This is a genomic window from Levilactobacillus enshiensis, from assembly GCF_007115095.1.
Lineage (GTDB): Bacteria > Bacillota > Bacilli > Lactobacillales > Lactobacillaceae > Levilactobacillus > Levilactobacillus enshiensis.
The window spans coordinates 97,451-122,471 of the sequence record NZ_SULH01000006.1; the positions used below are offsets into that span (position 1 = coordinate 97,451).

22 protein-coding genes are annotated in these 25,021 nt (G+C 48.2%); 4 read left to right on the forward strand and 18 right to left on the reverse strand.

Annotated features, from left to right (window positions below; genetic code table 11):
• Positions 1-8: 8 nt before the first annotated feature.
• From FAY32_RS07705 to cdaA, 8 genes are all read right to left on the reverse strand, one after another.
• Complete coding sequence (locus tag FAY32_RS07705; RefSeq protein ID WP_143462867.1) at positions 9-1,094, reverse strand: ABC transporter ATP-binding protein; 1,086 nt, start codon at positions 1,092-1,094, stop codon at positions 9-11.
• A 483-nt stretch (positions 1,095-1,577) separates the two neighbouring features.
• Positions 1,578-3,026, reverse strand: a complete 1,449-nt coding sequence (locus FAY32_RS07710; RefSeq protein WP_143462868.1) for a glucosaminidase domain-containing protein — start codon at positions 3,024-3,026, stop codon at positions 1,578-1,580.
• 101 nt (positions 3,027-3,127) lie between these two features.
• Complete coding sequence (locus FAY32_RS07715; RefSeq protein WP_191988164.1) at positions 3,128-3,832, reverse strand: glucosamine-6-phosphate deaminase; 705 nt, start codon at positions 3,830-3,832, stop codon at positions 3,128-3,130.
• Between the two features lie 345 nt (positions 3,833-4,177).
• Positions 4,178-4,300 carry a hypothetical protein gene (locus tag FAY32_RS14985; protein WP_125689137.1) on the reverse strand — a complete coding sequence of 41 codons (123 nt, stop codon included), beginning with the start codon at positions 4,298-4,300 and terminating at the stop codon, positions 4,178-4,180.
• A gap of 156 nt (positions 4,301-4,456) precedes the next feature.
• Entirely contained in the window at positions 4,457-6,274 is a 1,818-nt protein-coding gene (glmS, locus tag FAY32_RS07725) for a glutamine--fructose-6-phosphate transaminase (isomerizing) (RefSeq protein WP_143462870.1), read from the reverse strand.
• A 576-nt stretch (positions 6,275-6,850) separates the two neighbouring features.
• Complete coding sequence (gene glmM, locus FAY32_RS07730; RefSeq protein ID WP_143462871.1) at positions 6,851-8,206, reverse strand: phosphoglucosamine mutase; 1,356 nt, start codon at positions 8,204-8,206, stop codon at positions 6,851-6,853.
• Between the two features lie 34 nt (positions 8,207-8,240).
• On the reverse strand, positions 8,241-9,212 hold the full coding sequence (locus FAY32_RS07735; RefSeq protein ID WP_143462872.1) for a CdaR family protein: 972 nt from the start codon (positions 9,210-9,212) through the stop codon (positions 8,241-8,243).
• A complete protein-coding gene (gene cdaA, locus FAY32_RS07740) occupies positions 9,212-10,060 on the reverse strand; it encodes a diadenylate cyclase CdaA (RefSeq protein ID WP_143462873.1) in 849 nt (282 codons plus the stop codon). Before cdaA ends, FAY32_RS07735 begins: the two co-directional genes overlap by 1 nt.
• Positions 10,061-10,307: 247 nt before the next feature.
• On the opposite strand from cdaA, the gene FAY32_RS07745 reads away from it, so the two are divergent.
• Entirely contained in the window at positions 10,308-10,967 is a 660-nt protein-coding gene (locus FAY32_RS07745; RefSeq protein ID WP_143462874.1) for a DUF1361 domain-containing protein, read from the forward strand.
• Positions 10,968-11,384: 417 nt separating this feature from the next.
• Here the strand turns inward: FAY32_RS07745 and FAY32_RS07750 are convergent, their stop codons facing one another.
• Together FAY32_RS07750 and murB are read right to left on the reverse strand one after the other, a co-directional pair.
• Positions 11,385-13,517: a cation:proton antiporter gene (locus FAY32_RS07750; protein WP_143462875.1), complete on the reverse strand. Its 2,133-nt coding sequence runs from the start codon at positions 13,515-13,517 to the stop codon at positions 11,385-11,387.
• A 17-nt stretch (positions 13,518-13,534) separates the two neighbouring features.
• Positions 13,535-14,446 carry a UDP-N-acetylmuramate dehydrogenase gene (gene murB, locus FAY32_RS07755; protein WP_143462876.1) on the reverse strand — a complete coding sequence of 304 codons (912 nt, stop codon included), beginning with the start codon at positions 14,444-14,446 and terminating at the stop codon, positions 13,535-13,537.
• A 241-nt stretch (positions 14,447-14,687) separates the two neighbouring features.
• Here murB and FAY32_RS07760 point away from each other — a divergent pair, with 241 nt between their 5' ends.
• Positions 14,688-15,452 (forward strand): exodeoxyribonuclease III, encoded by a 765-nt coding sequence (locus FAY32_RS07760; protein WP_143462877.1) that lies wholly within the window; start codon positions 14,688-14,690, stop codon positions 15,450-15,452.
• Between the two features lie 26 nt (positions 15,453-15,478).
• Entirely contained in the window at positions 15,479-16,015 is a 537-nt protein-coding gene (locus tag FAY32_RS07765; RefSeq protein ID WP_143462878.1) for a 3'-5' exonuclease, read from the forward strand.
• A gap of 87 nt (positions 16,016-16,102) precedes the next feature.
• On the opposite strand, the gene FAY32_RS07770 is transcribed toward FAY32_RS07765, so the two are convergent.
• The 5 genes from FAY32_RS07770 to FAY32_RS07790 form a co-directional block, all read right to left on the reverse strand.
• Complete coding sequence (locus FAY32_RS07770; RefSeq protein WP_143462879.1) at positions 16,103-17,119, reverse strand: aldo/keto reductase; 1,017 nt, start codon at positions 17,117-17,119, stop codon at positions 16,103-16,105.
• A 250-nt stretch (positions 17,120-17,369) separates the two neighbouring features.
• Positions 17,370-17,885 carry a GNAT family N-acetyltransferase gene (locus FAY32_RS07775; protein WP_143462880.1) on the reverse strand — a complete coding sequence of 172 codons (516 nt, stop codon included), beginning with the start codon at positions 17,883-17,885 and terminating at the stop codon, positions 17,370-17,372.
• Positions 17,882-18,355, reverse strand: a complete 474-nt coding sequence (gene tsaE / locus FAY32_RS07780; protein WP_143462881.1) for a tRNA (adenosine(37)-N6)-threonylcarbamoyltransferase complex ATPase subunit type 1 TsaE — start codon at positions 18,353-18,355, stop codon at positions 17,882-17,884. Before tsaE ends, FAY32_RS07775 begins: the two co-directional genes overlap by 4 nt.
• A gap of 207 nt (positions 18,356-18,562) precedes the next feature.
• The gene (pta, locus tag FAY32_RS07785; protein WP_143462882.1) at positions 18,563-19,540 is read right to left on the reverse strand and encodes a phosphate acetyltransferase; all 978 of its coding nucleotides are present in this window, start codon (positions 19,538-19,540) and stop codon (positions 18,563-18,565) included.
• Positions 19,541-19,582: 42 nt separating this feature from the next.
• Positions 19,583-20,302, reverse strand: coding sequence for a uracil-DNA glycosylase (locus FAY32_RS07790; RefSeq protein WP_048732330.1), 720 nt, complete (start codon positions 20,300-20,302; stop codon positions 19,583-19,585).
• A 123-nt stretch (positions 20,303-20,425) separates the two neighbouring features.
• Between FAY32_RS07790 and FAY32_RS07795 the strand changes: the two genes are divergently transcribed.
• Complete coding sequence (locus FAY32_RS07795) at positions 20,426-20,983, forward strand: LURP-one-related/scramblase family protein (RefSeq protein ID WP_143462883.1); 558 nt, start codon at positions 20,426-20,428, stop codon at positions 20,981-20,983.
• A gap of 302 nt (positions 20,984-21,285) precedes the next feature.
• Here the strand turns inward: FAY32_RS07795 and FAY32_RS07800 are convergent, their stop codons facing one another.
• From FAY32_RS07800 to rnr, 3 genes are all read right to left on the reverse strand, one after another.
• A complete protein-coding gene (locus FAY32_RS07800) occupies positions 21,286-22,032 on the reverse strand; it encodes an amino acid ABC transporter ATP-binding protein (RefSeq protein ID WP_143462884.1) in 747 nt (248 codons plus the stop codon).
• An 81-nt stretch (positions 22,033-22,113) separates the two neighbouring features.
• Complete coding sequence (gene smpB, locus FAY32_RS07805) at positions 22,114-22,587, reverse strand: SsrA-binding protein SmpB (protein WP_143462885.1); 474 nt, start codon at positions 22,585-22,587, stop codon at positions 22,114-22,116.
• A gap of 15 nt (positions 22,588-22,602) precedes the next feature.
• Positions 22,603-25,020, reverse strand: coding sequence for a ribonuclease R (rnr, locus tag FAY32_RS07810; RefSeq protein WP_143462886.1), 2,418 nt, complete (start codon positions 25,018-25,020; stop codon positions 22,603-22,605).
• Position 25,021 lies beyond the last annotated feature (1 nt).

Here is a 25,021-nt window from a genome sequence, read left to right on the forward strand (position 1 = left end):
TTTCTAATTTATTTAACGTTCGCCGTTGCATTGTTGTCATGCAAGACCGTTTCCGGGCGAATCAGGTTGCCAGGATGTTGGACCACATCGCTTAATGAGCGTCCCGAAACATTGACCAGACAAGACAGCACAAATACAACACCCACTGCGAGGGTTAAAATGCGGTTCCCCCAGCTCATCTTTTCACTGATAACAGAACCGTAGAAGTCCTTCTTGACCTCAGCAGCCACATTCCCATCATTAGGTTCCGCCGCCTGACGCTCGGCAACCACCTGTTTTTGGTAGGCATCGATATCAAATGACTTTTGATTGGTCTTCATCTGCCGTTGGAAATGCTTCTTTTCCTTCTTGGTCTGCGTTTTGAACCACTTTGTGAATTCGCGGTAGTGTTTAACCACGTCACTGGTCAAGCCAATTTCCTTCAACGTCCCATAGTGAATCCAGGCAACCCGATCACACAAGATTTCAACTTGCTTCAAGGAGTGACTGACAAAGACGATGGTCTTGCCTTCATCCTTAAATTCAGAAATCTTATCCACACACTTTTGGTAGAAGGTATCATCCCCAACAGACAAGGCCTCATCAATAATCAGGATATCTGGGTTCACGTGCACGGCAATGGAGAATCCCAGCCGTGACTTCATCCCTGAGGAGTAACTCTTGACGGGTTGGTATAAGAAATCACCAATATCCGCAAAGGAAACAATATCGTCCATCAATGCATCGATTTCTGGATTAGTTAGCCCCTGCATTAACGCCTTCAACCGAATATTTTCCAGTCCGGTCAGATTCCCCCGTAAACCAGCACCAATGGCAATGATCGAGGTATCCCCTTTAACATCCACTACCCCCGTCGTTTGCGGAATGATTCCAGAAATGATGTTAGAGAGCGTTGACTTACCAGAACCGTTGACCCCAATCAAGCCCAACGTTTCACCGGGCTTAACTTCCAGTGAGATGCCCATCAATGACCAGAAATGTGGCACCTTAGAATTGCGTAGCGAAAAGAAGGCCCGGAGCTTTTCGGATTGGCTCTTATACAGGTCATACTCTTTCGTGACGTTTTGAACCTTAATTTTGTAAGAATTATCCATGAATTAAACTTCCTAACTCAATTATTAACGTTACCTATACGGCCCGTCAGCAAACCGGGCTTAGTCTGTTGTATTATACCAAAAAAATCGGGCTAGTGGGAATTTTCTAGTCGAGCTTAGCCTTTTCTTTACCCCCATCGTACCTGCCACCTAGAATTGGCCCGTACCAAGCGATGACTAGCCACCCCCACGACCGTTGACCGTAAAGTTAACAAGACACCATGCCGTTTCCAATAACGCTCAAAAAAACGAGTCTGGGACGTAACTCAAAAATCAGCTGTTTCAGAGAAGAATATTCTCTTCTGAAACAGCTGATTTCATTTTTGGCCATTATCGTGTCGAAACGTGCGCCACCAGGCAGTTTGTTGCGCTTAACCCGAGAACAAAACTTATGCCAAGACCAGGCATAACCCCTGTTCTCACGTTAATGCTCGCAAACTAACCGCCTGATGGCCCACTCTCGCCCGATAAAAACTTGTTTAACTAACTAAGTGCCCGTGCATCGACCCAGTAGTTGGTCTTGTTCCCACTGAACTGAATCCGATACCACGTGGTTTTATACGCCGTTTTGATGCCCCGTAAATTAACGGTCACCTTGGTTCCCTGTTTGCTTCCGGCAGGCCAATTGAAAGTCTGCTGGTCGAAATGGGTCTTCTTGACGTGGTTATACAACGTAAACTTGCTAAATTTACTGCTAAGCTTCTTCGTGCCAGCGGCCGCCGAATACGCCACGGCATCATACTGGGGACTCACAGCCGGTTCACCAGCTGCAACCCAATACTTCTTCGTGCCGACCTTGATGCGGTACCACGTACTCTTAATCCCATCTTGTGTCCGTGTCGCTTGATTATCAGCCGCATAGCTCTTGGCAGTCAACTGAGTCAACTGTCCCACAGCCTTGGCCAGGTAGGGTGAATTATAAACGTGATCATAATAATAGCCACTGGACGCACTGTCTACTTTGACAGTTGCCGCCCCTTTTTTATATTTCACCGTTGGCAAGGTCAGCGCACTGTCGTAGACCCAGTACTTCTTCGCGGTTGCACTTCTGCTAAACCGAATACGATACCACGTCGTCTTCTTACCAGACGTTGCCGACTGTTTAACACCACGCATATCCAAATAGACTGGCTTGTCAATCGTAGCACTCACCTTTGTCCAGGCTGTCTTCTTCACACTCGCCCGAGTTCCTTTAATGTGGTTATACAGGCGATAGCTCGCATATTTACTGCTGAGCCGTCCCGTTTGCCCACTGTCACCACCATAGTATTTCGCGGTGTCATAAACCACGGGTTTGGTGGTGCTGGAGCTGCTAGACGAACTACTGCTAGCACTGGAGCTGGAACTGGAACTGGAACTAGAACTACTTGAGTTGCCATCTAAACTATTCAAATTGTACTGCTGAATCAACGAAATTAAACTGCTACCATAGACTGGCGATGTCGCATACGTATTGGTCAGGGCATTCGCTGCATCCGCATAGGTCGCTGCGTTCTCGCGCCAAGTGCCGCTGTAAATGGCCGGATTATAACTCGTTCCGTTACGGAGCAACGTGGCATTATCCGTCATTGAGGCCTTGGCATTCGGATATTTCCGAAAACTAGCATTGGTATAATACAACTGCCCATTCGCATCGTATTCCGCCGTCTGCATGGTCACAGACTGGCCATTGTAACTGCCCTTGATCCCAAAGTAATTGTTCGCCTGGGTCGTTAGTGCACTGGTCCCCCAACCACTCTCTAACGCCGCCTGAGCCATCATGACCGACGGGTACAGCTTATACTGGTTGGCAACCGTCTGGACCGGACTCTTTAATTGCGAAATAAAGGCCTGGGGATTCGTCGTTGCCGCATGGCTGTCCGTGATACTGATGCCACCTGTGACCGCTCCCAACATGAGGACGGCCGCAAGCCACCATTTCGTTCGTTTCATCTTACAAGTTCCCCCTTAAAATCGCTTTCAGGACAAGAATACCATACCACGGCAACTCGGAGAAAGAAAATTTTATGCAGAAACTTGTTTAATTTTTCAAGCTAGTCTAATTGGCTAGCGGCTGCCTCGTCGAGAATGACAGTCACGTTCGGATGAGTCTGCAAATAGCTGGCTGGTACATCTGGCGTGATAGGACCTTGAATCATGGCAGCAACGGCTGCGGCCTTGGCTTCACCGTAAGCAACAATCAAAATCTGCTTGGCTTGAAGGATGGACCCAATCCCCATCGAGTAGGCAAAACGAGGAACTTCATCGGCATTGTCGAAGAAACGTGCGTTCGCAGCGATGGTCGAGTCGGTCAACGCCACCTTGTGCGTTGTCGACTTAGGATCAGTTCCGGGCTCGTTGAAGCCAATGTGGCCGTTTTGACCCAAGCCTAACAGTTGCAAGTCAATCGGGTTCTCTTTAATAATGGCATCGTAGCGCTTAGTTTCCGCTGCTGCATCCGCATTAGTGCCATCCGGTACGTAGGAATGTGCGAATGGCTTGGCGTTGAACAGGTGCTGTTGCATAAAGTAACGATAGCTTTGTGGATGATCAGCGTTCAGCCCAACGTATTCGTCTAGGTTGACTGAGGTTAATTGACTGAAGTCCAGGTCACTGGCCACCAATTGTTCATAAATGGTTACCGGTGTGCTCCCCGTAGCTAGTCCCAAAACCTTTGCGCCATTGGCTAAGGCTTGCTCAAATACCTTAAAGCCGGCTTGGCCCCCTGCTTGCTTGTCACTAACAACCTGTACATTCATATTCGTCAATTGTTTCATATCATTCAGTCTCCCTCTCTTAATGGTATAGTCCAATTATAAATGCTCTAGACCAGTTTTGCAAGTATTTCGCTCAAACAATCTAAATTGACTTGGAATCCAGCGTTTCATCTGAAAAATTTAATTAAGCTTCCTAATCATTGAAACAACCACTTATTCTTCCAACTTCTTTTTGAATGTGAAAATTAATCTTTTAAAAGTTTTCACGTTCAAGACCCCTAAACTATTTTGGCATCCTGGTTGTCAATCCAAAGAATGACTTACCCCTCACTTACCTAACCCCCATTGACCGTACAAAAAAGGACGTCACCGTCTTCCGATGTCGTCCTACTTCCGCCGAATACCCCGGCGATTGGCGCTTAATTCATTTTGTTGTTTCCGGAATTTCTCAAACGTCGCATCACGTTGTTTCTGGTTTTTATGGGCATCAACCCGTTTTGTATATTTCATTGTTTTCACCTGCGTTTTCATTTTGCATTTGTGTGTACTATACAACGAAAATCCGATTTTCGCAAGTAAAGGTCCCCCGGGTAACCTGCCCTACGCAACACTAAAGACAAAAAGAGCGACCACCTAGCATGGCCGCTCTTCCAAATTCAGGTTTAATTATTCAACAGTAACACTCTTTGCCAAGTTACGTGGCTTATCAACATCTAAGCCCTTGTTCAAACTCGTGTAGTAAGCCAACAACTGGGCTGGGACAACACTCAACAATGGCATCAACATTTCGTCAACGTCAGGCAAGATCAAATCGTCACCATCCATCGCTAAGCCCTCACGCACGATCGTCATGGTCTTAGCGCCACGGGCAATCGTTTCTTGCAAGTTGCTACGAGTCAAGCCGGCTGTCTTTGCCTGGGTAATGAACCCAATCACTGGTGTATCCTTTTCAATTAAAGCAATTGTTCCGTGCTTCAATTCACCAGAAGCGAATCCTTCACATTGAATGTAAGAGATTTCCTTCAGCTTCAAAGCAGCTTCCAGTGAAACGGCGTGGTCGAGTCCCCGGCCGATGTAGAAGGCCCGGTTTGTATTCATCAGGTAGTCGTTAGAAATCTTTTCCAACTTGTCCTTTTCATCGACGATGGCTTGCATCCCCGTCGCAACCAAACCAAGTTGTTGCCGGATGTTGAAGTCTTGCGCCACGATTTGGCCCGTCTTTTCGCCCAGCGCTTTTGCCAAGATTGCTTCCAGTGCAATCTGCGCCGTGTAAGCCTTGGTTGAAGCCACGGCAATCTCAGGACCAGCATGTAGCAACAACGTGAAGTCGGCTTCACGAGACAACGTGGAGTTCTGAACGTTGGTAATGGTCAGGCTTGGGTAGCCAGCATCGTTGACGTTAACCAGCACTTCACGACTGTCAGCCGTTTCACCAGACTGCGTCAAGAAAATGAAGAATGGCTTCTCAGACAGCATTGGTTGCTCGTAAGCAAATTCGGAAGAAACGTGAACTTCCGTTGGAATGTGCGCTAATTTTTCAAAAAGCCGCTTCCCAACTAACCCGGCGTGGTAACTAGTCCCAGCACCCACGATGTACAACCGGTCAGCCGCACGCATCGCGTCGATCAGCTTACTGTCAAATTGAGGTTCGCCGTGTTCTGACAAGTAGGTTTGGGCCAACTTGCGCATCACGTTAGGTTGTTCATCAACCTCTTTCAACATGTAGAATGGATAAGTCCCTTTATCGGTTTCGTCAGCATTCATGTCAACGTGGAATGGCTTCCGTTCTACGGCATTCCCATCGGCATCTTCAATGGCAACCTTGTCAGGCGTAATGGTAACGACTTCACCATCCATTAATTCCAAGAAGTCGTGTGTTTCACGCAACATGGCCAAAGCATCTGAGCAGACCACGTTAAAACCATCAGCAACACCAATTAACAATGGGCTCTTGCTCTTGGCAACGAACAACGTGTCTGGTTGTTCACGGTCCATCATCAGGAAGGCGTATGAAGACCCCTTTAAGAGACTCAACGTCTTCAAGAAGGCCTGCTTAGCATCCAAGTTGTCTTCAATAGCGAACTTGTCGATCAATTGCACAACCACTTCAGTATCCGTTTGGCTTCTGAAAGGCACGTCACTCAGGTACTTCGCTTTTAATTCTTGGAAGTTGTCAATGACCCCGTTGTGGACCAGGTAGAACCGGTCATCGTTAGAGAAATGTGGGTGCGCATTGTCCACGCTAACCACACCGTGGGTTGCCCAACGTGTATGGCCGATCCCAGTTGACCCGTGAACTTCCGGTGTGATCTTTGACCGTAATTCGGCGATCCGCCCCTTAGTCTTGACTAAGTAGTCTTGCCCCTTCTGGTCGTTAACGTAAATTCCGGCTGAATCGTAGCCGCGGTACTCCAACTTTTGAAGACCATCAACTAAAATCTTAACGGCATTGTCATTACCCGTAACTCCAACAATTCCACACATAATTTTTCTTCCTTTGCTCGACACCAGTCTCGGGTTACCGAAAGGGTCGGATAATTTTATGATTGAAAATGTATCAGTTTTCTTCTAAATTGGTATAGACTGAAACAAACTGAAAAACATTTCTGAATGACTATACTTTACAGCGTTTAAGCGGGGTTGTCAATTATAAAAATCTAGAATGGTCTATGATTATTTTCATAATCATTTTTCACGAGAAATTCAGGCGGTCAATGCCTTGACTGGTAACGATTAGGCGGCAACATCATTATCCCATGAAAAGAAAGTATTCAACAATTATTTTGTTTGAGAATATTTTCTGAAAGAACCAAATAGTGCGCCATCAGACGGTTAGTTTGCGAGCATTAACGTGAGAACAGGGGTTGCCTGGTCTTGGCATAATTCCGGTTCTCACGTTAAGCGCAACAAACTGCCTGGTGGCGCACGTTTCGACACGATAATGGTAAAAAAATAGCCTTTTCAGAAGCCAAAAATCCTTCTGAAAAAGCTATTTTTTTGCGTTATGTCCCAAACTCTTTCTTATGTTTCAAACATCTATAATCACTATTAAATTAAAATTTATTCCACGCCAACTTCGGCCCGCACAACGTCTGCGATTCGGGCAACATAGCCCGCAACGATTTCTTCGGTTGGGGCTTCCGCCATGACCCGCAGAAGGGGTTCTGTTCCGGAAGGCCGGACTAAGACTCGTCCATCACCATTCATTTCCTTTTCAACGGTGGCGATCATCGCTTGAACTTGTGGATTCTCCAAGGCAGCTTGCTTGTCAGCAACCTTGATGTTGACTAGCTTTTGTGGGTAAGTCGTCACGTCAGCAGCCAATTCAGACAGCTTCTTACCTGTGACCTTCATGATGTGCAACAACTGTAGACTAGTCAGCAGGCCATCACCAGTCGTGTTAAAGTCTAAGAAGACGATATGGCCAGACTGTTCGCCACCCAGATTGTAGCCAGACTTGAGCATTTCTTCAACCACGTAACGGTCCCCGACCTTCGTCTTAACTGACTTCAGTTCATGGGCAGCCATGGCCTTGTACATCCCCAGATTACTCATGACCGTGGTCACAATCGTATCCTTCTTCAGACGACCGTGTTCCGCCATGTACTTGCCACAGATGTACATGATCTTATCACCATCGACAATGTTACCCGCCTCGTCGACTGCAATACAACGGTCACCGTCACCATCAAATGCCAGCCCAACTTGTGCTCCCTTTTCCAGCACAAACTTTTGCAACTGTTCTGGGTGCGTCGAACCAACCTCGGCGTTGATGTTCAACCCATTAGGCGTCGTAGCAATCGTGTCAAAGTCCAAGTTCAGGTCAGCATATAGCCGGGAAACTAGACTGCTCGTGGCACCGTTAGCAGAATCGACCGCAATGTGTAACCCCTCGAGGTCATCGGCAATGGTCTGTTCCAAGAACTGAATGTATTTTTGACTACCTTCTGAGTAGTCCTCAACCGTTCCTAAACCATCAGTCGTTGGCCGTGGCAGTTCATCCTTCTCACCGTCTAAGAGCGCTTCGATTTCCTCTTCCATCTCATCGGATAGCTTGTAACCATCGCTCCCAAAGTACTTGATTCCGTTATACTCAACGGGGTTGTGGGAAGCCGTGATCATGACCCCGGCAGCAGCACCCTGTGTCCGTACCAAGTAAGCCACAGCAGGCGTTGAAATAACGCCTAACCGTAAGACCTCAATTCCGACGGACAATAGACCAGCAACCAAAGCATTCTCCAACAATTGACCGGAGATCCGGGTATCCCGGGCCACTAAAACTTGGGGGTGGGCATTTTGACTGTCCGCGTGTTGGGTTAAAACGTACCCGCCGAAACGACCAACTTTAAAAGCTAATTCAGGCGTTAGTTCTTGGTTAGCAACCCCACGCACACCATCGGTTCCAAAATACTTCATCGTAAAATTCCTCATTTCTCAACTTTGTTTTTCGTTATTTTGAGACGGCCTTGACCGTAACCTTAACGGTCGTTGGATCAAAGGCTGTCACTTTGTTATCGCTAGCATCGAGTGTCACGGTCTTCGTCGCCGTCTTCTTGACATCACTGACATCGACATCCACGGTCGCTTGATTCAGCGCTTTAAGCTCCGCTGCGCTCCCATAAGCCGTGACCTTGTTCACGTTACTAGTTAGTTTGTACGTCGTTCCGGACGAGCCATTTTGCGCATTCAAATTCAGACTGACTTTCTTACTCTGACCATCGGATGTCACCGGCAGACTGACCGTCGTGGTAGATGGTGTCAAGATGACATTGACCGTCTTCCCACTACTGTCAAGTGCCTCAATGACGGCTTGACTATTAATGGTCTTCTTCGTGTTCTGTGGCACCGTCAGTTGCGCAACAACTTGTTTCACCCGCGCAATCTCATTGGCCGCACCCGTGGCCTTAACGGTCGTGGTGTCAGTCGTAGCCTTTCCAGCGGTATACCCTGCCGCAATATTGCGGCTAGCGTACTGTACTTTTACTGGGAAGGACACGGTTCGCCGCGGCTCAATGTCCACGGAGATTTTTGCCGGCGAAATGGTCGACTCAATCTCGTGGTTCAAGCCCTCCTGGTGTAGGGTCACTTTATGTTTCCCTACTCCCAGATTGCTCAGTGCCGCGTAGACCTTGAAGTTTTGCGTATTGGCAGTCGTTGTCACTAACGCCAGGGGTCCCCGTAAAGTCACTTTGACCTTTTGAGGGTACCCGGTCACAAAGTACTTGTTGCTGTTCACGTTCAACTGTAGCGGTACCGAGACCGTCATCGTCTTGGTTGCCGTCAGCGACGTGTTGTTGGTTGAATTGGTCGACTGCGAATTGCTTGAGCTGGACTTAGTGCTGTTGACGTAGAAAAATAACAGCACCGCCAAAATCAAGGCTAGGATCCGGTATAGCCACGTGGTGTAACGCTCGTTTTTCATTAGCGCCGCCCCCCTCGAAAGCGCTCATCAAACCAATCGAGCGCCTTGACTAAGAAGTTCCCTTCATTAGGGGCTTCTTCACTAACCAATTCATTACGTAAAAACTTCAGGTAATCGGCCTGTGTCAATCCCCGCAGTAACTCGTTGTTCTTCGTGATCGACACTTCACCCGTTTCTTCAGAAATGACGATCGTCAATGCATCCGTCACCTCAGAAATACCGACCGCCGCTCTGTGCCGTGTCCCCAGTTCCTTAGGAATGAGATTGCTCTCAGACAAGGGCAGGTACGCCGCCGCAACGGCGATCCGATTGTCCCGAATGATGACTGCCCCATCATGCAAGGGCGTGTTCGGGATAAAAATATTGATCAACAGTTCGCCGGTCAACTCGGCGTCCAGCTTAATCCCCGTCTCGATATAGTCTTCCAGTCCCGTGTCTCGCTGAATGGTCATTAACGCCCCAATCCGCCGTTTAGACATGTACTGAATGGCTTTATCCAAACCTTCGATCATTTTGGTGGCCGCTTCATTCTCGTGGCGAACGCGGACAAAAATCGACCCGCGACCTAAGTGCTCCAGTCCCCGCCGAATTTCCGGCTGAAAGACAATGATGATTGCAATGACACCCCAATTGATGACTAAGTCGACCAACCATGATACCGTATTCAACCCCACGTAAGTACTAATGAACTTAACGATCAAGATCAGGATCACACCGCGGAAGAGCTGAATTGCCTTGGTTCCGCGTAGCATCACAATCAGCTCGTAAATAACGAACCAAACGACCAAGATGTCGAGTAGGTTGACTAAATTCCCTAACGTAAGGAGTTTTCCCCAATCTAGGTTCATGACTTTCCCTCCAAATCGAATTCAAATTTTATTATAGCACGGCGGCCTCAACATTTCGCCTTGAATCCCAACAAGTCGTGGAAAGTCGCTGGGAACGACAACTAAAACTTACGGATTCCTTAAAGTATAACCGTGGCGTTATTTTCAGGAAAATAATCTGTTACCATAGAAGTCATATTCTGTTTACTGACAGCGATTTCGCTGTAGAATGGAAGTAGAAACTTGGCGAAAGGATTGGTGATGGCTTATGAATCGGCGTGCCCGCTGGGAAATTCGGATTTTCTTTGTCGCGTGGCTCATTTTTCTTTTTTTCCGCGCGAAGGACCCGTTCTCATTCTTAGTCCTCAACACCTTCTTGGGCTACATCCCCATCGAACTGAGCTTCCACATTGGCCGGCAGCGGCCACGTGCCTGGCTCTTTTGGCCACTGGTGCTCCTCTGGCTGCTATTCTATCCCAATGCGCCTTACCTCCTGACGGATCTGTTTCACCTGTCCTTACTGCAACCTTACGCCGTCACTGGCCTGTTACGGGTCACCCCGCACCTCTGGATCTACTTCACGTATATGATCATTAGTGCCATCAGCTGTTCGTTTTTGGGCTTCTGGAGTCTCAATTACGTCAGTGAGTGTATCAGTCTCAGACTGGGAAACGGTCATGCGGTGGTTCGGTTACTGACCGTCATGATTCTAACTTTTCTCACATCGGTTGGGCTCTACATTGGCCGGTTTCTACGGATTCACACGGTCTACCTGTTTCTGAATCCTGAACAGTTCATTCGGCCGCTGATGAACATGTGGACGCCGAATATGTGGATCTTCGTGGGCTTGATGACGCTCATCCAGCTCTTCTGCTACTGGGTACTCTACCTCATCATGACTAACAGCCGCCAGCCAGCTGACGATTAAACTGATGACGTTACTTAGCGTCAGTTGCTTCCAGCTAGACACTACTAATTTAATGGTAAACTCATTAATGAACTTGAGCACCTCAATCTGTTTTGGATTGAGCTGTTTGGGTTCTTTTTATATATCCCTCTGCAAAGAGAATTCGGTTCAAGCTTGGCAAACGGCAGTTGGCTTCAAAGCGAGCGAAAAGACTGGTGCTCTTCCAGTCTGAAGTGCCCGCCACCGTCCTACACCCAATTTAGCCTAATTTAACGGTGTACATGCTTATCCCAAAACTGGAATGTAGCCTGAATTTCAGTTTTAGAACCTCTTTAACTGCCAATATCGAAAGGACCCCACCAACTGTATCTCAGCAGTTGGTGGGGTCCTTTCAATTTACAATCCAATTATAGAAACGGATCAGCTACCAACGAAATGCTAGCCTTCCTCATTGTTCAAAGACATTACCAAAACATTTTCGGAGTAGTTGACATATTGTCGAAGATGCGACGCCATATTCCAGGTGATGTTGCCCGCCTCGAGTAGGTTTTGAATGCCCGACCGTTCGGCCCCGAGTGCCCGCACCCGCAGTTTGTTGATCTGATGTTGGTACTCTTCTTCGTGGGTCGGCGCCGTTTCCGCTTTGGCCCGTTCAATGCGATTTCGGTACTGAACCAGCAAATGATAGACCGCTTGATTATCGAACTGCGTCTCGTCTACATCAGAACTTGAGAGATACTGCGACAATGACTTAATGGCTGCCTTTGCCGTCTCCCGTTCGATTAAATTATTCTCGGCATGCAGCCGCTCCGTATTTTCCGAATGTAGCCAGTAGGCCGCGTTTCGAAACATGTGCTTGAAGAAAACGCGCCAGTATTTCAGTACACTTGGCATGGTGTGTCCGGCGACCTGCGTCAACCGGCTCTCCATATTTTCAATTCGCCGCAGTGCCCCGACGTAGCTGGTCTGCGTAATTTTCTCCGCCTGGCGCAACTCCTTTAACGACTCACGCTCACCGGCTAACGTCACTTGCCGTAAGCGAATCTCATCGTCCAGGACCTTCTGCATGGCCGTGTCGGCCCGGTAGTTCATTTCCAACCGGCGAATAATAAATTGATAGTCCAAGATCAAGTCATAGGCCGCCCGTTGATTGTTCGGTCGTCGCAACTCTTCAATCTTCGAAATGGCCAGCCGCATGATGTAGGCGCGTGCTTCGTCCTCACTGATCTGACGTACCGGCTCGGCAGGAATCTCCTCACCATCGGCATCCAAATCGATCTCGTTGGCGCCCTCATCACTCGCACTTGCCCGGGTCTGCAACGGTTGCCCGGACGTTGAAATCAACGGCAAGGTAATCGTTGCGGCCACCAAACTGATAATGATGACCCCCGAAGCCACGAAGAGCATCAACGCTCGCGTGGGAAAACCAGCTCCGGATGCGATGGTCATTGGCACGGAAAGTACCCCGGCCATGGTCACGGCTCCCCGCACACCAGACAGGCCAGACAGGATCGACATCCGAATACCTGGCCGTTCCTTTCGCGAGCGGTTATTCAAGCGTTCGTACAGCACGTACCCATACGTCCACACCGTCCGAATCACCACGATGATCACCCAGGTCATTAGGGCAAAGAATAAGGCTTCCCACGTGTTAAATTGACCACCCTTGATGACCTGTGATGTGGCCACGGGCAGTTCAATTCCTAGAATCACGAAAACAATTCCGTTTAACGAATAGATAATAATATCCCAAACTTTTTCTGTGACTAATTTTAATTCCGGTGAATCCTCTACAATCCGATTTTCCCGGGCATGATAGAGGACGCCGGCCGTTACCACCGCAATAACTCCCGATGCATGCGTAATCTCTTCAGTGACCAGATAGACCACAAATGGTGTGGCAATCTGTAAAACCGTATTGAAGATAACATCATCGATACCTTGCCGCCGCAGAATATCCATCAACAACTGAATCGCCGTCATGATGATCAGTCCGGATAAGAAGCCGACGATACTGATATAGAAGAAATCACCGACCGCCGTTCCCATTGAGAAGGCTCCCGTGACCGTGGCCGCAATGGCATATTTAAAGGCAATCAGTCCACTGGCATCGTTGATCAAACTTTCGCCACTGACCAAATGCATGAGACTTTCTGGTAACTTGGCTTGCTTCGAAATCGACTGCACCGCCACCGGATCGGTCGGTGATAAGATGGCTGCTAACGCAAACGCCACCGTTAATGGCATCTTGGGGATCAACTCGTAAATCAAGAAGCCCCCTAAAATCGTGGTTAAGAAAACTAACCAAATGGCATTTGCAAAAATAGGTCCCCGTAATCGCCAGAGTTCGCGACGGGGAAAACGCCGACCATCGTTATACAGCAATGGTGCAATGAACAAGAGCAAGAACCAATCAGTCTCCAATGGCACCTCAAATTGCCAGACTAAGGCAACGATGAGGCCCAACGCAATTTGAATCAAACTGACTGGAATAAACGTGAGGTAGTGACTGATAATATTAGAGAACAGAACTAACACGATCAACAGGATCACTGCTTCAACAATAGGCACATATGGTTCCCCCTTTTTTAGTTTGCGGTCGTTGGCTTTTCACCAATGATCCGGACTTCCGTCTCCAAGTGGACGTTGTCTTCTTTCAAGATAACTTCCTGAATATGGTGAATCAATTCCAAATAATCCGTGGCCGTTGCGTGGTCAATATTCACGATGAAGCCGGCATGCTTGGTAGAAACCTGTGCGCCGCCCCACTTTAGACCCTGTAAGCCAGCCTCTTGGATCAGCTGACCGGTATAATGGCCCTCTGGCCGTTTAAAGACGCTCCCACAGGAAGGCAAGTCCAACGGTTGTTTGGCGGCTCGCCGGGCATTCAGGTCATCCATTTTGGCTTGAATGGCCACCCCATCCCCTGGCGTCAAGGTAAAGGTTGCCGACAAGACGATGTCGTGATAGTCCTGAATGGAACTGTGCCGGTACCCAAAGTCGAGCTCTTCGTTCGTCAACGTCCGAATTTCACCTGCTGGCGTCAAGACCTCTGCCGACAAAGCGACCTCGCTGATTTCACCGCCGTAAGCGCCGGCATTCATGAAGACCGCACCACCCACACTACCGGGAATTCCCGCAGCAAATTCAAAGCCGCTCAGTGCGTGACTTTGAGCTACCTGGGTCGTCTTGATCAACGATGCCCCCGCTTCGGCAGTGACCGTTTGACCCGTGCTAGTGATTTTCTTCATTTCAGTCAAAATCATCACCAAGCCACGAATACCGCCGTCACGAACGATTAAGTTACTGGCATTCCCCACCACCGTCACGGGCAACTTTTCTTGCTTAGCATAAGCCAACAAGGACTTGGTCTCCTGAACGTTCGTTGGAAAGGCTAAATAGTCAGCAGGACCCCCGGTCTTGGTATGCGTGTAGTGCGCTAAAGGCTCGTTACGCAAAATTTTTACCGCAGGAAATGCCGTTGCTATATCTTCCATCATCGTGATTATCCTCTCGTTTCGCAAAGATTTACGTTCCGTTTTGCCAATGACTGGTCTAACGGAATTAATCGTCAATAGCCCTATTTTACCATGAAAACTAGCCAGACCGACGGCGAACGCTTCATTTCCAATAAAATCTCTTAATCCTGACAAGGACGGGGGTACGCGGCCGTTAAACGCTCTGCCACGTTACCGCCCCCTTTTTCTGGTATACTAAAATGAGTTAGTGGAGGTGCCGAAAATGAAATTTATTTCGTGGAATGTAAACGGCCTACGGGCAATTGTAAAGAAAAATTTCGTTGAAACTTTTCAGGATTTGGATGCTGATTTCTTTGGCATTCAGGAAACTAAGTTACAGGAGGGCCAGATTGATCTCGACCTCCCTGGTTACTATCAATATTGGAACTACGCCGAACGTAAGGGGTATTCCGGAACGGCGCTCTTTACCAAACACAAGCCATTGCATGTCCTTTATGGTATCGATGCCCCTGACTTTGACCACGAAGGCCGGACGATTACGTTGGAGTATCCCGATTTCTATGTGCTGACCTGTTACACGCCCAATTCTGGCAGTGGACTAAAGCGGCTTGACTTTCGCATGGGTTGGGAACAAGCTTTTCTGGCGTTTGTGAATAAGTTGGATGCCAAAAAGCCCGTTATTTTCTGTGGTGACCTCAACGTGGCCCACACGGAAATCGATTTACGAAATCCCAAAACCAATCATAAGAACGCTGGCTTTACAGATGATGAACGGGAAAAAATGACAGCGTTACTGGCCGCCGGTTACACCGACACCTTCCGCTACTTCAATCCGGATGCCACCGACCGGTATTCCTGGTGGAGCTATCGATTCCACGCCCGCGATAACAACGCTGGGTGGCGGATCGATTACTTTATTACCAGCCAACGCCTCGAACCACAACTCAAGCAAGCAGAAATTCTAGATCAAATCATGGGGTCCGACCACTGTCCGGTAGAATTGGATGTCGATGGACTCACCGTTTAAATCAATTAAGAGAGGAAGATGTCTTTGTGAATTTTGTTGCCATGGACTTTGAAACGGCCAGTGGCAAGCGATACAGCGCTTGTTCCTTAGCCCTGACCATCGTCCGAAACAGTCAAGTCGTCGATGAATTTTATACCTTGATCAAGCCAGATACTGATTTTTTCTGGCGCAATGTCCAGATCCACGGCATTCACGAAGCTGATGTTGCCAATGCACCAGCCTTTCCGGAGGTTTGGCAGCACATTGCGCCCCTCTTCCAACGGGATCGCCTCGTGATTGCCCACAACGCACCATTTGACAACGGCGTCTTACGCAGCACGTTGGAACACTACAACTTACCGACCGCACGCTACCTGACGTTAGATACCGTGAAGACCAGTCGTAAGTTCTTCCCCGAGTTCCCCAACCACAAGTTGAACACCGTCTGCGATGAACTCAACATTGACTTGCATCATCATCACAACGCGCTCGACGATAGCCTCGCCTGTGCTAATATTCTGCTGTATGAAGCCAACCATTTTGGCACGCAACCGCTGAAATCCTTTGTGACGGTCAATGCTTAGGCTGTGCTTAAAATTAGCAACCCGTTAAATGAAAAAGATTGACACCATCTTATGCGGATAGTGCCAATCTTTTTTTATTTCATTAATTTACTTCTTATCCCAATCAATCGGCGCTTGTTGCGCTAAAATTTGGTCGATTTGATTCAACTCATCCGTTGTGAAGTCCAGATTCTTCAGAGCCGCGACGTTATCGACGACCTGTTCGGGACGACTAGCACCGATCAGCACACTGGCAATTGCTGGTTGTCTGAGGTTCCAAGCCAATGACATTTGCGCTAGGCTTTGATTGCGTTGTTTGGCAACACCATTTAGTGCGCGAATCGTCTGCAGGGTCTGTTCAACTTGAGCGGGATGTAAGAACGGAATCGTGGCTTTATTTGCCCGTGAGTCCGTTGGAATGCCGTTCAAATATTTCGTTGTTAGCAAACCTTGGCACAACGAGCTGAAGCTGATTGCCGACTTGTGATTCCGCAGTAAAACGGGCAATACATCGTTCTCAATCTCCCTGTTCAGCAGATTGTAGCGTGGTTGATGAATGATAAACGGTGTATGTAGGTCCTCGAAAATGTTGGCGATGGCCTGGGTCTGTGCGCCGTTGTAGTTTGAGATTCCCACATAAAGGGCTTTCCCCGAGCGCACGAGTTGGTCTAATGCCAAAGCAGTTTCTTCTGGATTAGTTGCTGGGTCAGCACGGTGACTGTAGAAAATGTCAAAATAGTCCAACCCCGTCCGTTGCAGGCTCTGATCAGCACTAGCAATGATGCTTTTCCGTGAACCCCAGTTACCATAAGGACCGGGCCACATCACGTAACCAGCCTTACTGGAAATAACCATTTCATCACGATAAGCATGCATGTCGGTCGCCATGATCCGGCCAAAGTTTTCCTCGGCACTCCCAGGCTCTGGTCCATAATTATTAGCCAGGTCATACGACGTAATCCCCAGATCAAAGGCCTGATGGATGATGGCACGTTGATTATCATACGCGTCCACGCTACCAAAGTTATTCCAAAGACCTAAACTAATGGCAGAAAGTTTCAACCCGCTATCCCCAATTCGGTTATAAACCATTTGGTCATAGCGATGTTCATTTGCCTGATACATCTCCAAATTCCTCCTCATTAATCACTGATTCTTAATGACACCATAGGTTAAGGATAACGCTTTCATCTAAAACTTGCACCGAAAACTCGTTACCCCCAGCCACTACGAAAGTCCTAACTCATCCGTTTTCGGCTCACATTGTGGGTGTCTTTGACCGCTACCAAAAAGAGGGGTTGAGATCAAAAGTCTCTGCCCCTCTTACTGTTATGATCGAAACGGATTCCAAACAAAACACCCAATTTGGACGGTTTCAGTCTTTATGCAACGGATACACCATTTCCACTGCTGTGACCTGCTCGCCATCATCGTCCGTCACCATTTCTGGTGGTGTAGCGGTGCGCACAAACCCCAGCTTCTGGTAGAGCTTCATCGCAGCCACGTTGCGTGTTTGGACAATTAAGCCCACGGCCTCCAACTCGCTGGCCGATTCAGCCCAGTACAACGCTTCATCGACTAAAGCGGTACCGATGCCCATGCGCCAATACTTCTTTTCCACGGCAATCCCGAGCTCCCCCACATTGCCTTGTGGCGTCGGGGAAATCGAACAGACACCCAGCAACTGCTTGCCGAGACTCGCCACTAGCAATAAGTGCCGGGGACTCTGCCGAATCTGGTCAAGTTGGTCGGCCTCTTGGGCAGCACTGATTGGATCGTCGGCATCGACCAGACTAAACGTATCACTCTCTTGCTGTAATCGCGCTAGTAGCGCCAATAATTTCTTGGCATCGGCTGCTTCTGGTAGCCGAATGCTGACTTCTTCACTCATGCTTGTGCGTCCTCCAGGTGTTGAACCAGTTGACTAAACCGTTCCCCCACGGGTTCAAACCGTAACGTGCGTTGATTCTCGCCGGCATCATCGTCACGCTTGAAGACCACCCGCAGATAGTCCGCCGGCAACTCATCAGCAATGAAGGTTGACCATTCGATGACATTGACCCCGTCACCATTGAAATACTCGTCGAGGCCCAGCTCATCCCCGCCGCCTTCTTCCAACCGGTAAACATCCATGTGGTACAACGGAATCCGGCCACCCTGATATTCACGGATAATGGTAAACGTTGGACTTTTCACGTTACGCTTAATCCCTAATCCCGCTGCCAATCCTTTGGTAAATGTTGTCTTGCCGGCGCCAAGATCGCCGTCCAATAAAATAACATCGCGCGGCTGTAGCCATGGTGCTAACTGTTGACCCAAAGCCATGGTGGCCTCTGGCGTCGTGACTGTCACTTCAAACATTCGACTAACCCCTTTAACGAACAAAATAATTTACGCAACAGTGCTAACTAAGCCGTTACGATCGAGCCTGTGTGCCCGTCATTGGTAATTCTCTCATTCAAATACTAACACGACGAGCCTTAATTTCAACCTCACAAATAATACCCGGACTGCTGATAAATAGCAATCCGGGTACTCATTTGACGTGATTAAATTTAGTAACTCATTTTATTTAATGGATTCGGCCGCCGTGATGATGGCAACCTTGTAAACGTCTTCTTCGTTGCAACCACGAGACAAGTCAGAAACTGGCTTGTTCAAGCCTTGTAAGATTGGCCCGATTGCTTCAAAACCACCGAAGCGTTGGGCAATCTTGTAGCCAATGTTGCCGGATTGAAGTTCTGGGAAGACAAAGACGTTCGCGTGACCAGCGACCTTGGAGTCCGGTGCCTTCTGAGCAGCAACGCTAGCAACAAAGGCAGCGTCAAACTGCAATTCCCCGTCAACGTCTAAATCAGGTGCCGTTTCGTGGGCAATCTTGGTTGCTTCTTGAACCTTAGTGACCATGTCGCCCTTAGCAGAACCCTTAGTGGAGAAGCTTAACAGGGCAACCTTAGGGTCGATATCAAAGACCTTGGCCGTTTGAGCACTCTCAATGGCCACTTCAGCCATCCCTGCAGCATCGAGTTCAATGTTGATGGCACAATCAGCGAAGACGTAACGTTCGTCACCCTTTTGCATGATGAACGCACCACTAATGCGCCGAACACCCTCTTGCGTCTTGATAATTTGTAAGGCAGGACGGACCGTGTCTCCAGTAGCGTGAACCGCACCAGAAACCATCCCGTCAGCTTGGCCCATGTAGACCATCATCGTGCCAATGTAGTTAGGATCTTCCAACATTTTGGCGGCTTGTTCCGGGGTGTTCTTCCCTTTACGGCGTGCCACTAGAGCATCCAGCATTTCTTTGTGCTGGTCAGCAGGAATGTTAGCTGGATCGATCAGTGTGATGGGTGTCAGATCGATGGCGTGGTTCGTTGCCGTCGTTTCAACATCACTTTGCTTACCCAAAACAATAACCTTGATCAAACCATCAGCGGCTAAACGACTTGCGGCGCCTAGAACCCGTGGGTCCTCCCCTTCAGGGAAAACGATGGTTTTGTTTTTACCAGTAATTTTTTGCTTAAGACTATCGAAAAGTTCCATAGATGATGACCTCCATAAAATATCCCACGAATCAATTCTCTTCTATGCCTGGTTGGATGCGGTGGTTGGCCCATCATCAACGGTAACGTGTTCTGGCAGTTGCCAATCGATGGGGGTTTCCCCTAATGATGTGAGTGCGATGTTGGTCTTTGAAAATGGCTTGGAGCCAAAGAAGCCGCGATAAGCGGACAGTGGGCTCGGATGGGGTGACTGCAAAACGATATTGGTCTGCGTATCGATCAATTTAATCTTTGAACGTGCCGCGCTCCCCCATAGAATGAAGACAACGGGTTCGGGACGTTCAGATAATTTTGCAATGGCAGCATCCGTTAACCGTTCCCAGCCGTGGCCCTGATGTGAAAAGGCCTTGCCATCACGAACGGTCAACACAGAGTTCAACAAGAGTACCCCCTGCTTCGCCCACTTTTCCAAATAGCCATGGTTAACTGGCTTGATTCCGAGATCACTCTCGAGTTCCTTATAAATATTCTGCAACGACGGTGGAATCGGCGTTCCTGGCATAACAGAAAAGCTACACCCGTGTGCTTGTCCTGGATTGTGGTAGGGGTCCTGCCCCAAAATCACCACTTTGACCTGACTAAACGGCGTCCAATCGAACGCTGTAAAAATATGGTACATATCCGGATCAATGCGGTAGTGCTGATACTCTTCCACTAAGAATTGACGAAGCTCTTGGTAGTAGCTCTGCTCAAATTCGGGTTCAAGTACCGGCCACCAGTCATTATGAATAAACGGTTTCATTCCCAACACCTCGCCTTTTATTCTATCATAACAACAGTCGAAATGATATTATCGAACGTCTCCTCGCAAAACATGTTAAAATGGGGTCAACTGGTGTTACTAACCAAATTAAGGAGGTGCCCCATGCGTAAATTGTACCTGAATCAGGCTGCCCTTTCCGCTCGGGCAACTACGGTTATTCGGGATACGGATAATCAGTCATGCTACCTTCTAGTTGGTAAATGGGGAATGCGTGCGGACGTGCTGTCCGTCTACACAATTGCGGGGGAACTAGAAGCTGAAGTTAAACAGGAAACGTTAGGTTTATTGCCAAAATTCCGTCTACTCTACCATCGACAAACGGTGGGCCGTGTTAACAAGACGTTTGGGGTGATTCGCGAAGTGTTATTTGTTCGCGGACTTAATTGGGTCATTCTGGGAAATCTTAACAACGGCCACTTTCGTATCACGCATGGTAAGGACACAATTGCCACAATTGACCAAGTTCGTGCATCTGGCGGCGCCACGGTGGAACTCACCATTGATCAGCCCGACCATGAAGCACTGGTCATCTGTTTAGCGGCCATTCTTGACCGGTGGGCTAAGCATCAACAACACGCCTTTAATCCCTTACGGAGTCGCGCACTCGATCCCGGCACATTGCCTTCTGGCGCGGTTCCCTTCACCACTAAAAATAAATAAATTAAACGCAAAGCGACCCGGGACACTGTCTCGGGTCGCTTCTCTCTATTCTGTGGCTGGGTTGAGTCTTATGTATCAACTCTTTATCAAATAATACCACATTTCGTTGATAATTTAAATGAATAACCCTTGCAATATTTTCAATTTAAAAGTTTAATCGGACAACTAACTTTTAGTTTAAGATTGAACCTGTCCCGCCTAATTGTCTAGTCACTAAAAAAGCCTCAGGGTCAAAACCGCTCCTCAGGCTTTTTTCACCCACATTCGGTGAATGGCAACGTGACAATTTAACGAAATATGAGTTAAACGTTCAACACCTTATCCAAAAACGCTTGCGTTCGGACATTCTTGGGGTGTTCAAAGACATCAGTCGGCGTGCCAGACTCCTGAATCATCCCATCGTCCATAAAGACAACCTGATCAGCAACATTTTTAGCAAACCCCATTTCATGCGTCACAACCACCATGGTCATGCCCTTCTCGGCCAACTGCTGCATGACGTGGAGGACATCCCCCACCATTTCCGGATCAAGTGCAGAGGTCGGCTCGTCGAACAACATGATTTCCGGATCCATGGCTAGTGCCCGGGCAATCGCCACCCGTTGTTGTTGTCCACCTGATAGTGAATTGGGCATGGCGGTTGCTTTATCCTCTAGGCCAACCTGTGCTAGCAACTTTTCGGCCTGAACATTTGCCGTAGCGGTACTCATGCCTTTTAGTTGGATTGGCCCCAGGGTGATGTTCTTTAAAACTGACAGATGGGGAAATAAGTTAAAGTGCTGAAAGACCATGCCGATATTCTCGCGAATCTGATTGAGGTTGACGCGTGGATCACCAATCCGCTGACCGTCAACTTCCACCGTCCCACTTGTCAGGTTCTCTAACCCATTCAGACAGCGTAAAAAGGTACTCTTCCCAGAACCCGAAGGTCCAATCATACACAGGACCTCCTGTGCGTAAACGTTTAATGTAATGCCCTTCAAGACCTCGTTACCGGCGAAGGCCTTGTGTAAATCTTCAACATGGATCTTAATTTGAGTTGTGCCCATAACCTGTTAACCTCCCAAATCAACCATTCTAGACAAAAGGGGAAGGTCCTAGCCATTCAGCTAGCCTTCCCCTTATCTTGATCAGTAATGTTTCATGACCCGAGCAATCTGACGGTCTTGTTCCCGCCGTTTAATGGTTTCTCGTTTGTCAAATTCACGTTTCCCTTGGGCAATGCCAATTAACACCTTGGCAAAGCCGTGCTTCAAGTAAACCTTCAGGGGAACCAAGGTCACCCCTTTGTCCTGCGTTGCGATTCCCAAACGTCGAATCTCCGTCTTGTGTAAGAGGAGCTTTCGGTTACGTAAGGGATCGTGATTGAACCGGTTCCCTTGAACGTACTCACTGATATGCACGTTCATCAGCCAAGCTTCATTATTTCGAATCTGAGCAAAGCCATCCTGCAACGTGATTCGACGTTCCCGCATCGACTTGATTTCGGTTCCCGTCAAGACGAGTCCAGCCTCAATCGTATCCGTCACGGTATACTCATGACGTGCTTTTCGATTTTGAGCTAAAACATTATCTGGTGTTTTCTTGGACTTTTTCTTGGCCAAGTTCTGTCACCTCGCTTAGTGACGACCACCTTGTGAGTTACTGCGGTGTTGACCGCCATTACCATTGGAATTACTCCGTTGGTGATTGCTGCCATTGCCACCGCGTTGGTTCGATGGTCGTTGATTCCCGTTACGGTGGTTTCCATTCCGGTTACCGCCGCTGTGTTGATTGTTTCCATTCCCGCGACCGTTACTGTTGTTGCTCCGACCGTGGAAATTGCCACCACGTGAACGGTGCTCACGGTGTGGTAATAAATCACTGGTTGGTGCTGCCTCTGGATTTAACAATTCAAAGTCAATTTCGCTTTGTTCTTTATCAACGTGAATGACCTTAACCCGAATTGGTTGGCCAATTCGGTAGGTCCGCCGCGTATTACGTCCAACCAAAGCTAGGTACTTTTCAACGTATTCGTAATAGTCATCTTGCATCCGGCTGATGTGAATCAACCCTTCGATGGTGTTTGGTAATTCGACGAACATCCCAAACTTCATGACGGAGCTAACCACGGCATCGAATTCTTCGCCAACGTGATCAGCCATGTATTCAGCCATCTTCATGTCGTTAGTATCACGTTCTGCATCAATGGCCCGCCGTTCAGCTTCGGATGTGTGCACACCGATCTCTTCCAAGATTGGGGCAAACTTTTCCTTGCTGGCATCGTTGATTCCATGATCTTCATAGTAGTGAATCATCCGGTGAACCATCGTATCTGGGTAACGCCGAATTGGCGACGTAAAGTGGGTGTAGAATTCTGCACCTAACCCAAAGTGACCCAAAGATTGATCGGCATACCGCGCTTGCTTCAAGCTCCGTAACATCATCACGGAAACCATGGCTTCTTCTGGCTTGCCGGCGACCTGCTTTAGGACCCCTTGCAGCATCTTAGGCCGCAAGTGGTTTGGGTCACCCTTAACGTTGATCCCGAAGGCCGTTAAGAATTCAAAGAAGCTCCGGACACGGTCGCCATCTGGCGTTTCGTGGACCCGGTAAAGGAATGGCACTTTGGCACGGAAGTAGTGTTCCGCAACCGTTTCATTGGCAGCTAACATGAAGGATTCAATCATCCGTTCAGCCAAACCACGTGTCCGTAGCTTAACGTCAATTGCGTGCCCCTTGTCATCCACAATAATTTCGGCTTCGCGGTCATCAAAATCAATTGCCCCACGACGCTTCCGTTGCTTCAACAGAATCTTGTGTAATTCACCCATTTGTTCAAACATTGGGACGAGATCCTTGTAACGGTCCATGGTTAATTGATCATGAGATTCCAAGATCTGATTAACGGCTGTATAGGTCATCCGGGCCTTAGAACGCATAACGGAAGGGTGAATTCGGTGCTTGACAACGTGACCTTCTGGATTGATTTCCATGTCACAGCTCATGCACAAACGGAGTTCGCCTTCATTTAACGAACAGATTCCGTTGGACAAACGCCGCGGCAACATTGGAATGACCCGGTCAGTCAGGTACACACTGGTGCCCCGCTTGTAAGCTTCCTTATCCAAGATAGAATCTTCTTGAACGTAATGCGAAACATCCGCAATATGAACCCCTAAGTGGTAGTTCCCATTAGGTAATTTCCAAACAGTAACGGCATCATCCAAGTCTTTTGAGGATTCGCCATCAATAGTGACCAAGTCTTGCTTGGTGATGTCTTCACGACCAGCCATTTCTTCTGGTAAGACGTGATCTGGAATTTCGTCAGCGGCCTGCATGACTTCTTCAGGGAATTCTGATGGAATGTTGTGTTGGTAGACAATCTGTAAGATGTCGATACCAGGATCGTCCACACTACCGATAACTTGCTTGGCGATTCCGACCATAGCGTCCGGATGCTCAGCGCTTGGATATTCCGTAATTTCTGCGGTCACCACTTCACCCGGCGTTGGGTTTAGACCAACATTGGTCACGTAGAACTTGTACTTCATAATCTTTTTGTCAGTCAAGCGTACTTGGCCTAAATAGCCGGCATCGTCATCGGTTTGGAAGAATTCACCGACGACTTGTTCGTAGTGATGTTCTACGATTTCCGTGACTTTACCTTCAGGACCCTTACCGCTTCTAGGATCACCGGCACGCACGATTTCAATTTTAACCGTATCACCGTTTAAAGCCCGCAAGGTATTGTCAGGCGCAATATAAGCGTCTGGTTCAATCTTGTTTTCATCGTAAGCAACAAAGCCGAAGCCCTTGTCGTTACCATGGAAAATTCCTGTCAACGTCCGTTGGCTAGGATCCAACTGAAAATGACCGTGATCGGTAACTTGTACCAAACCATCCCGTTCCAGTTGTGCTAATTCTTGTACGATCAGCTTAAAGGCAGCTGAGCCGTGGTAATGTAGCGCATCTGAAATATCTTCTACTGTGTAGTTCTGGTCCGAGTGTGCTCGGAAGAACGCTGTTAAATCGGTTCTTAATGTATTATCTTGCACT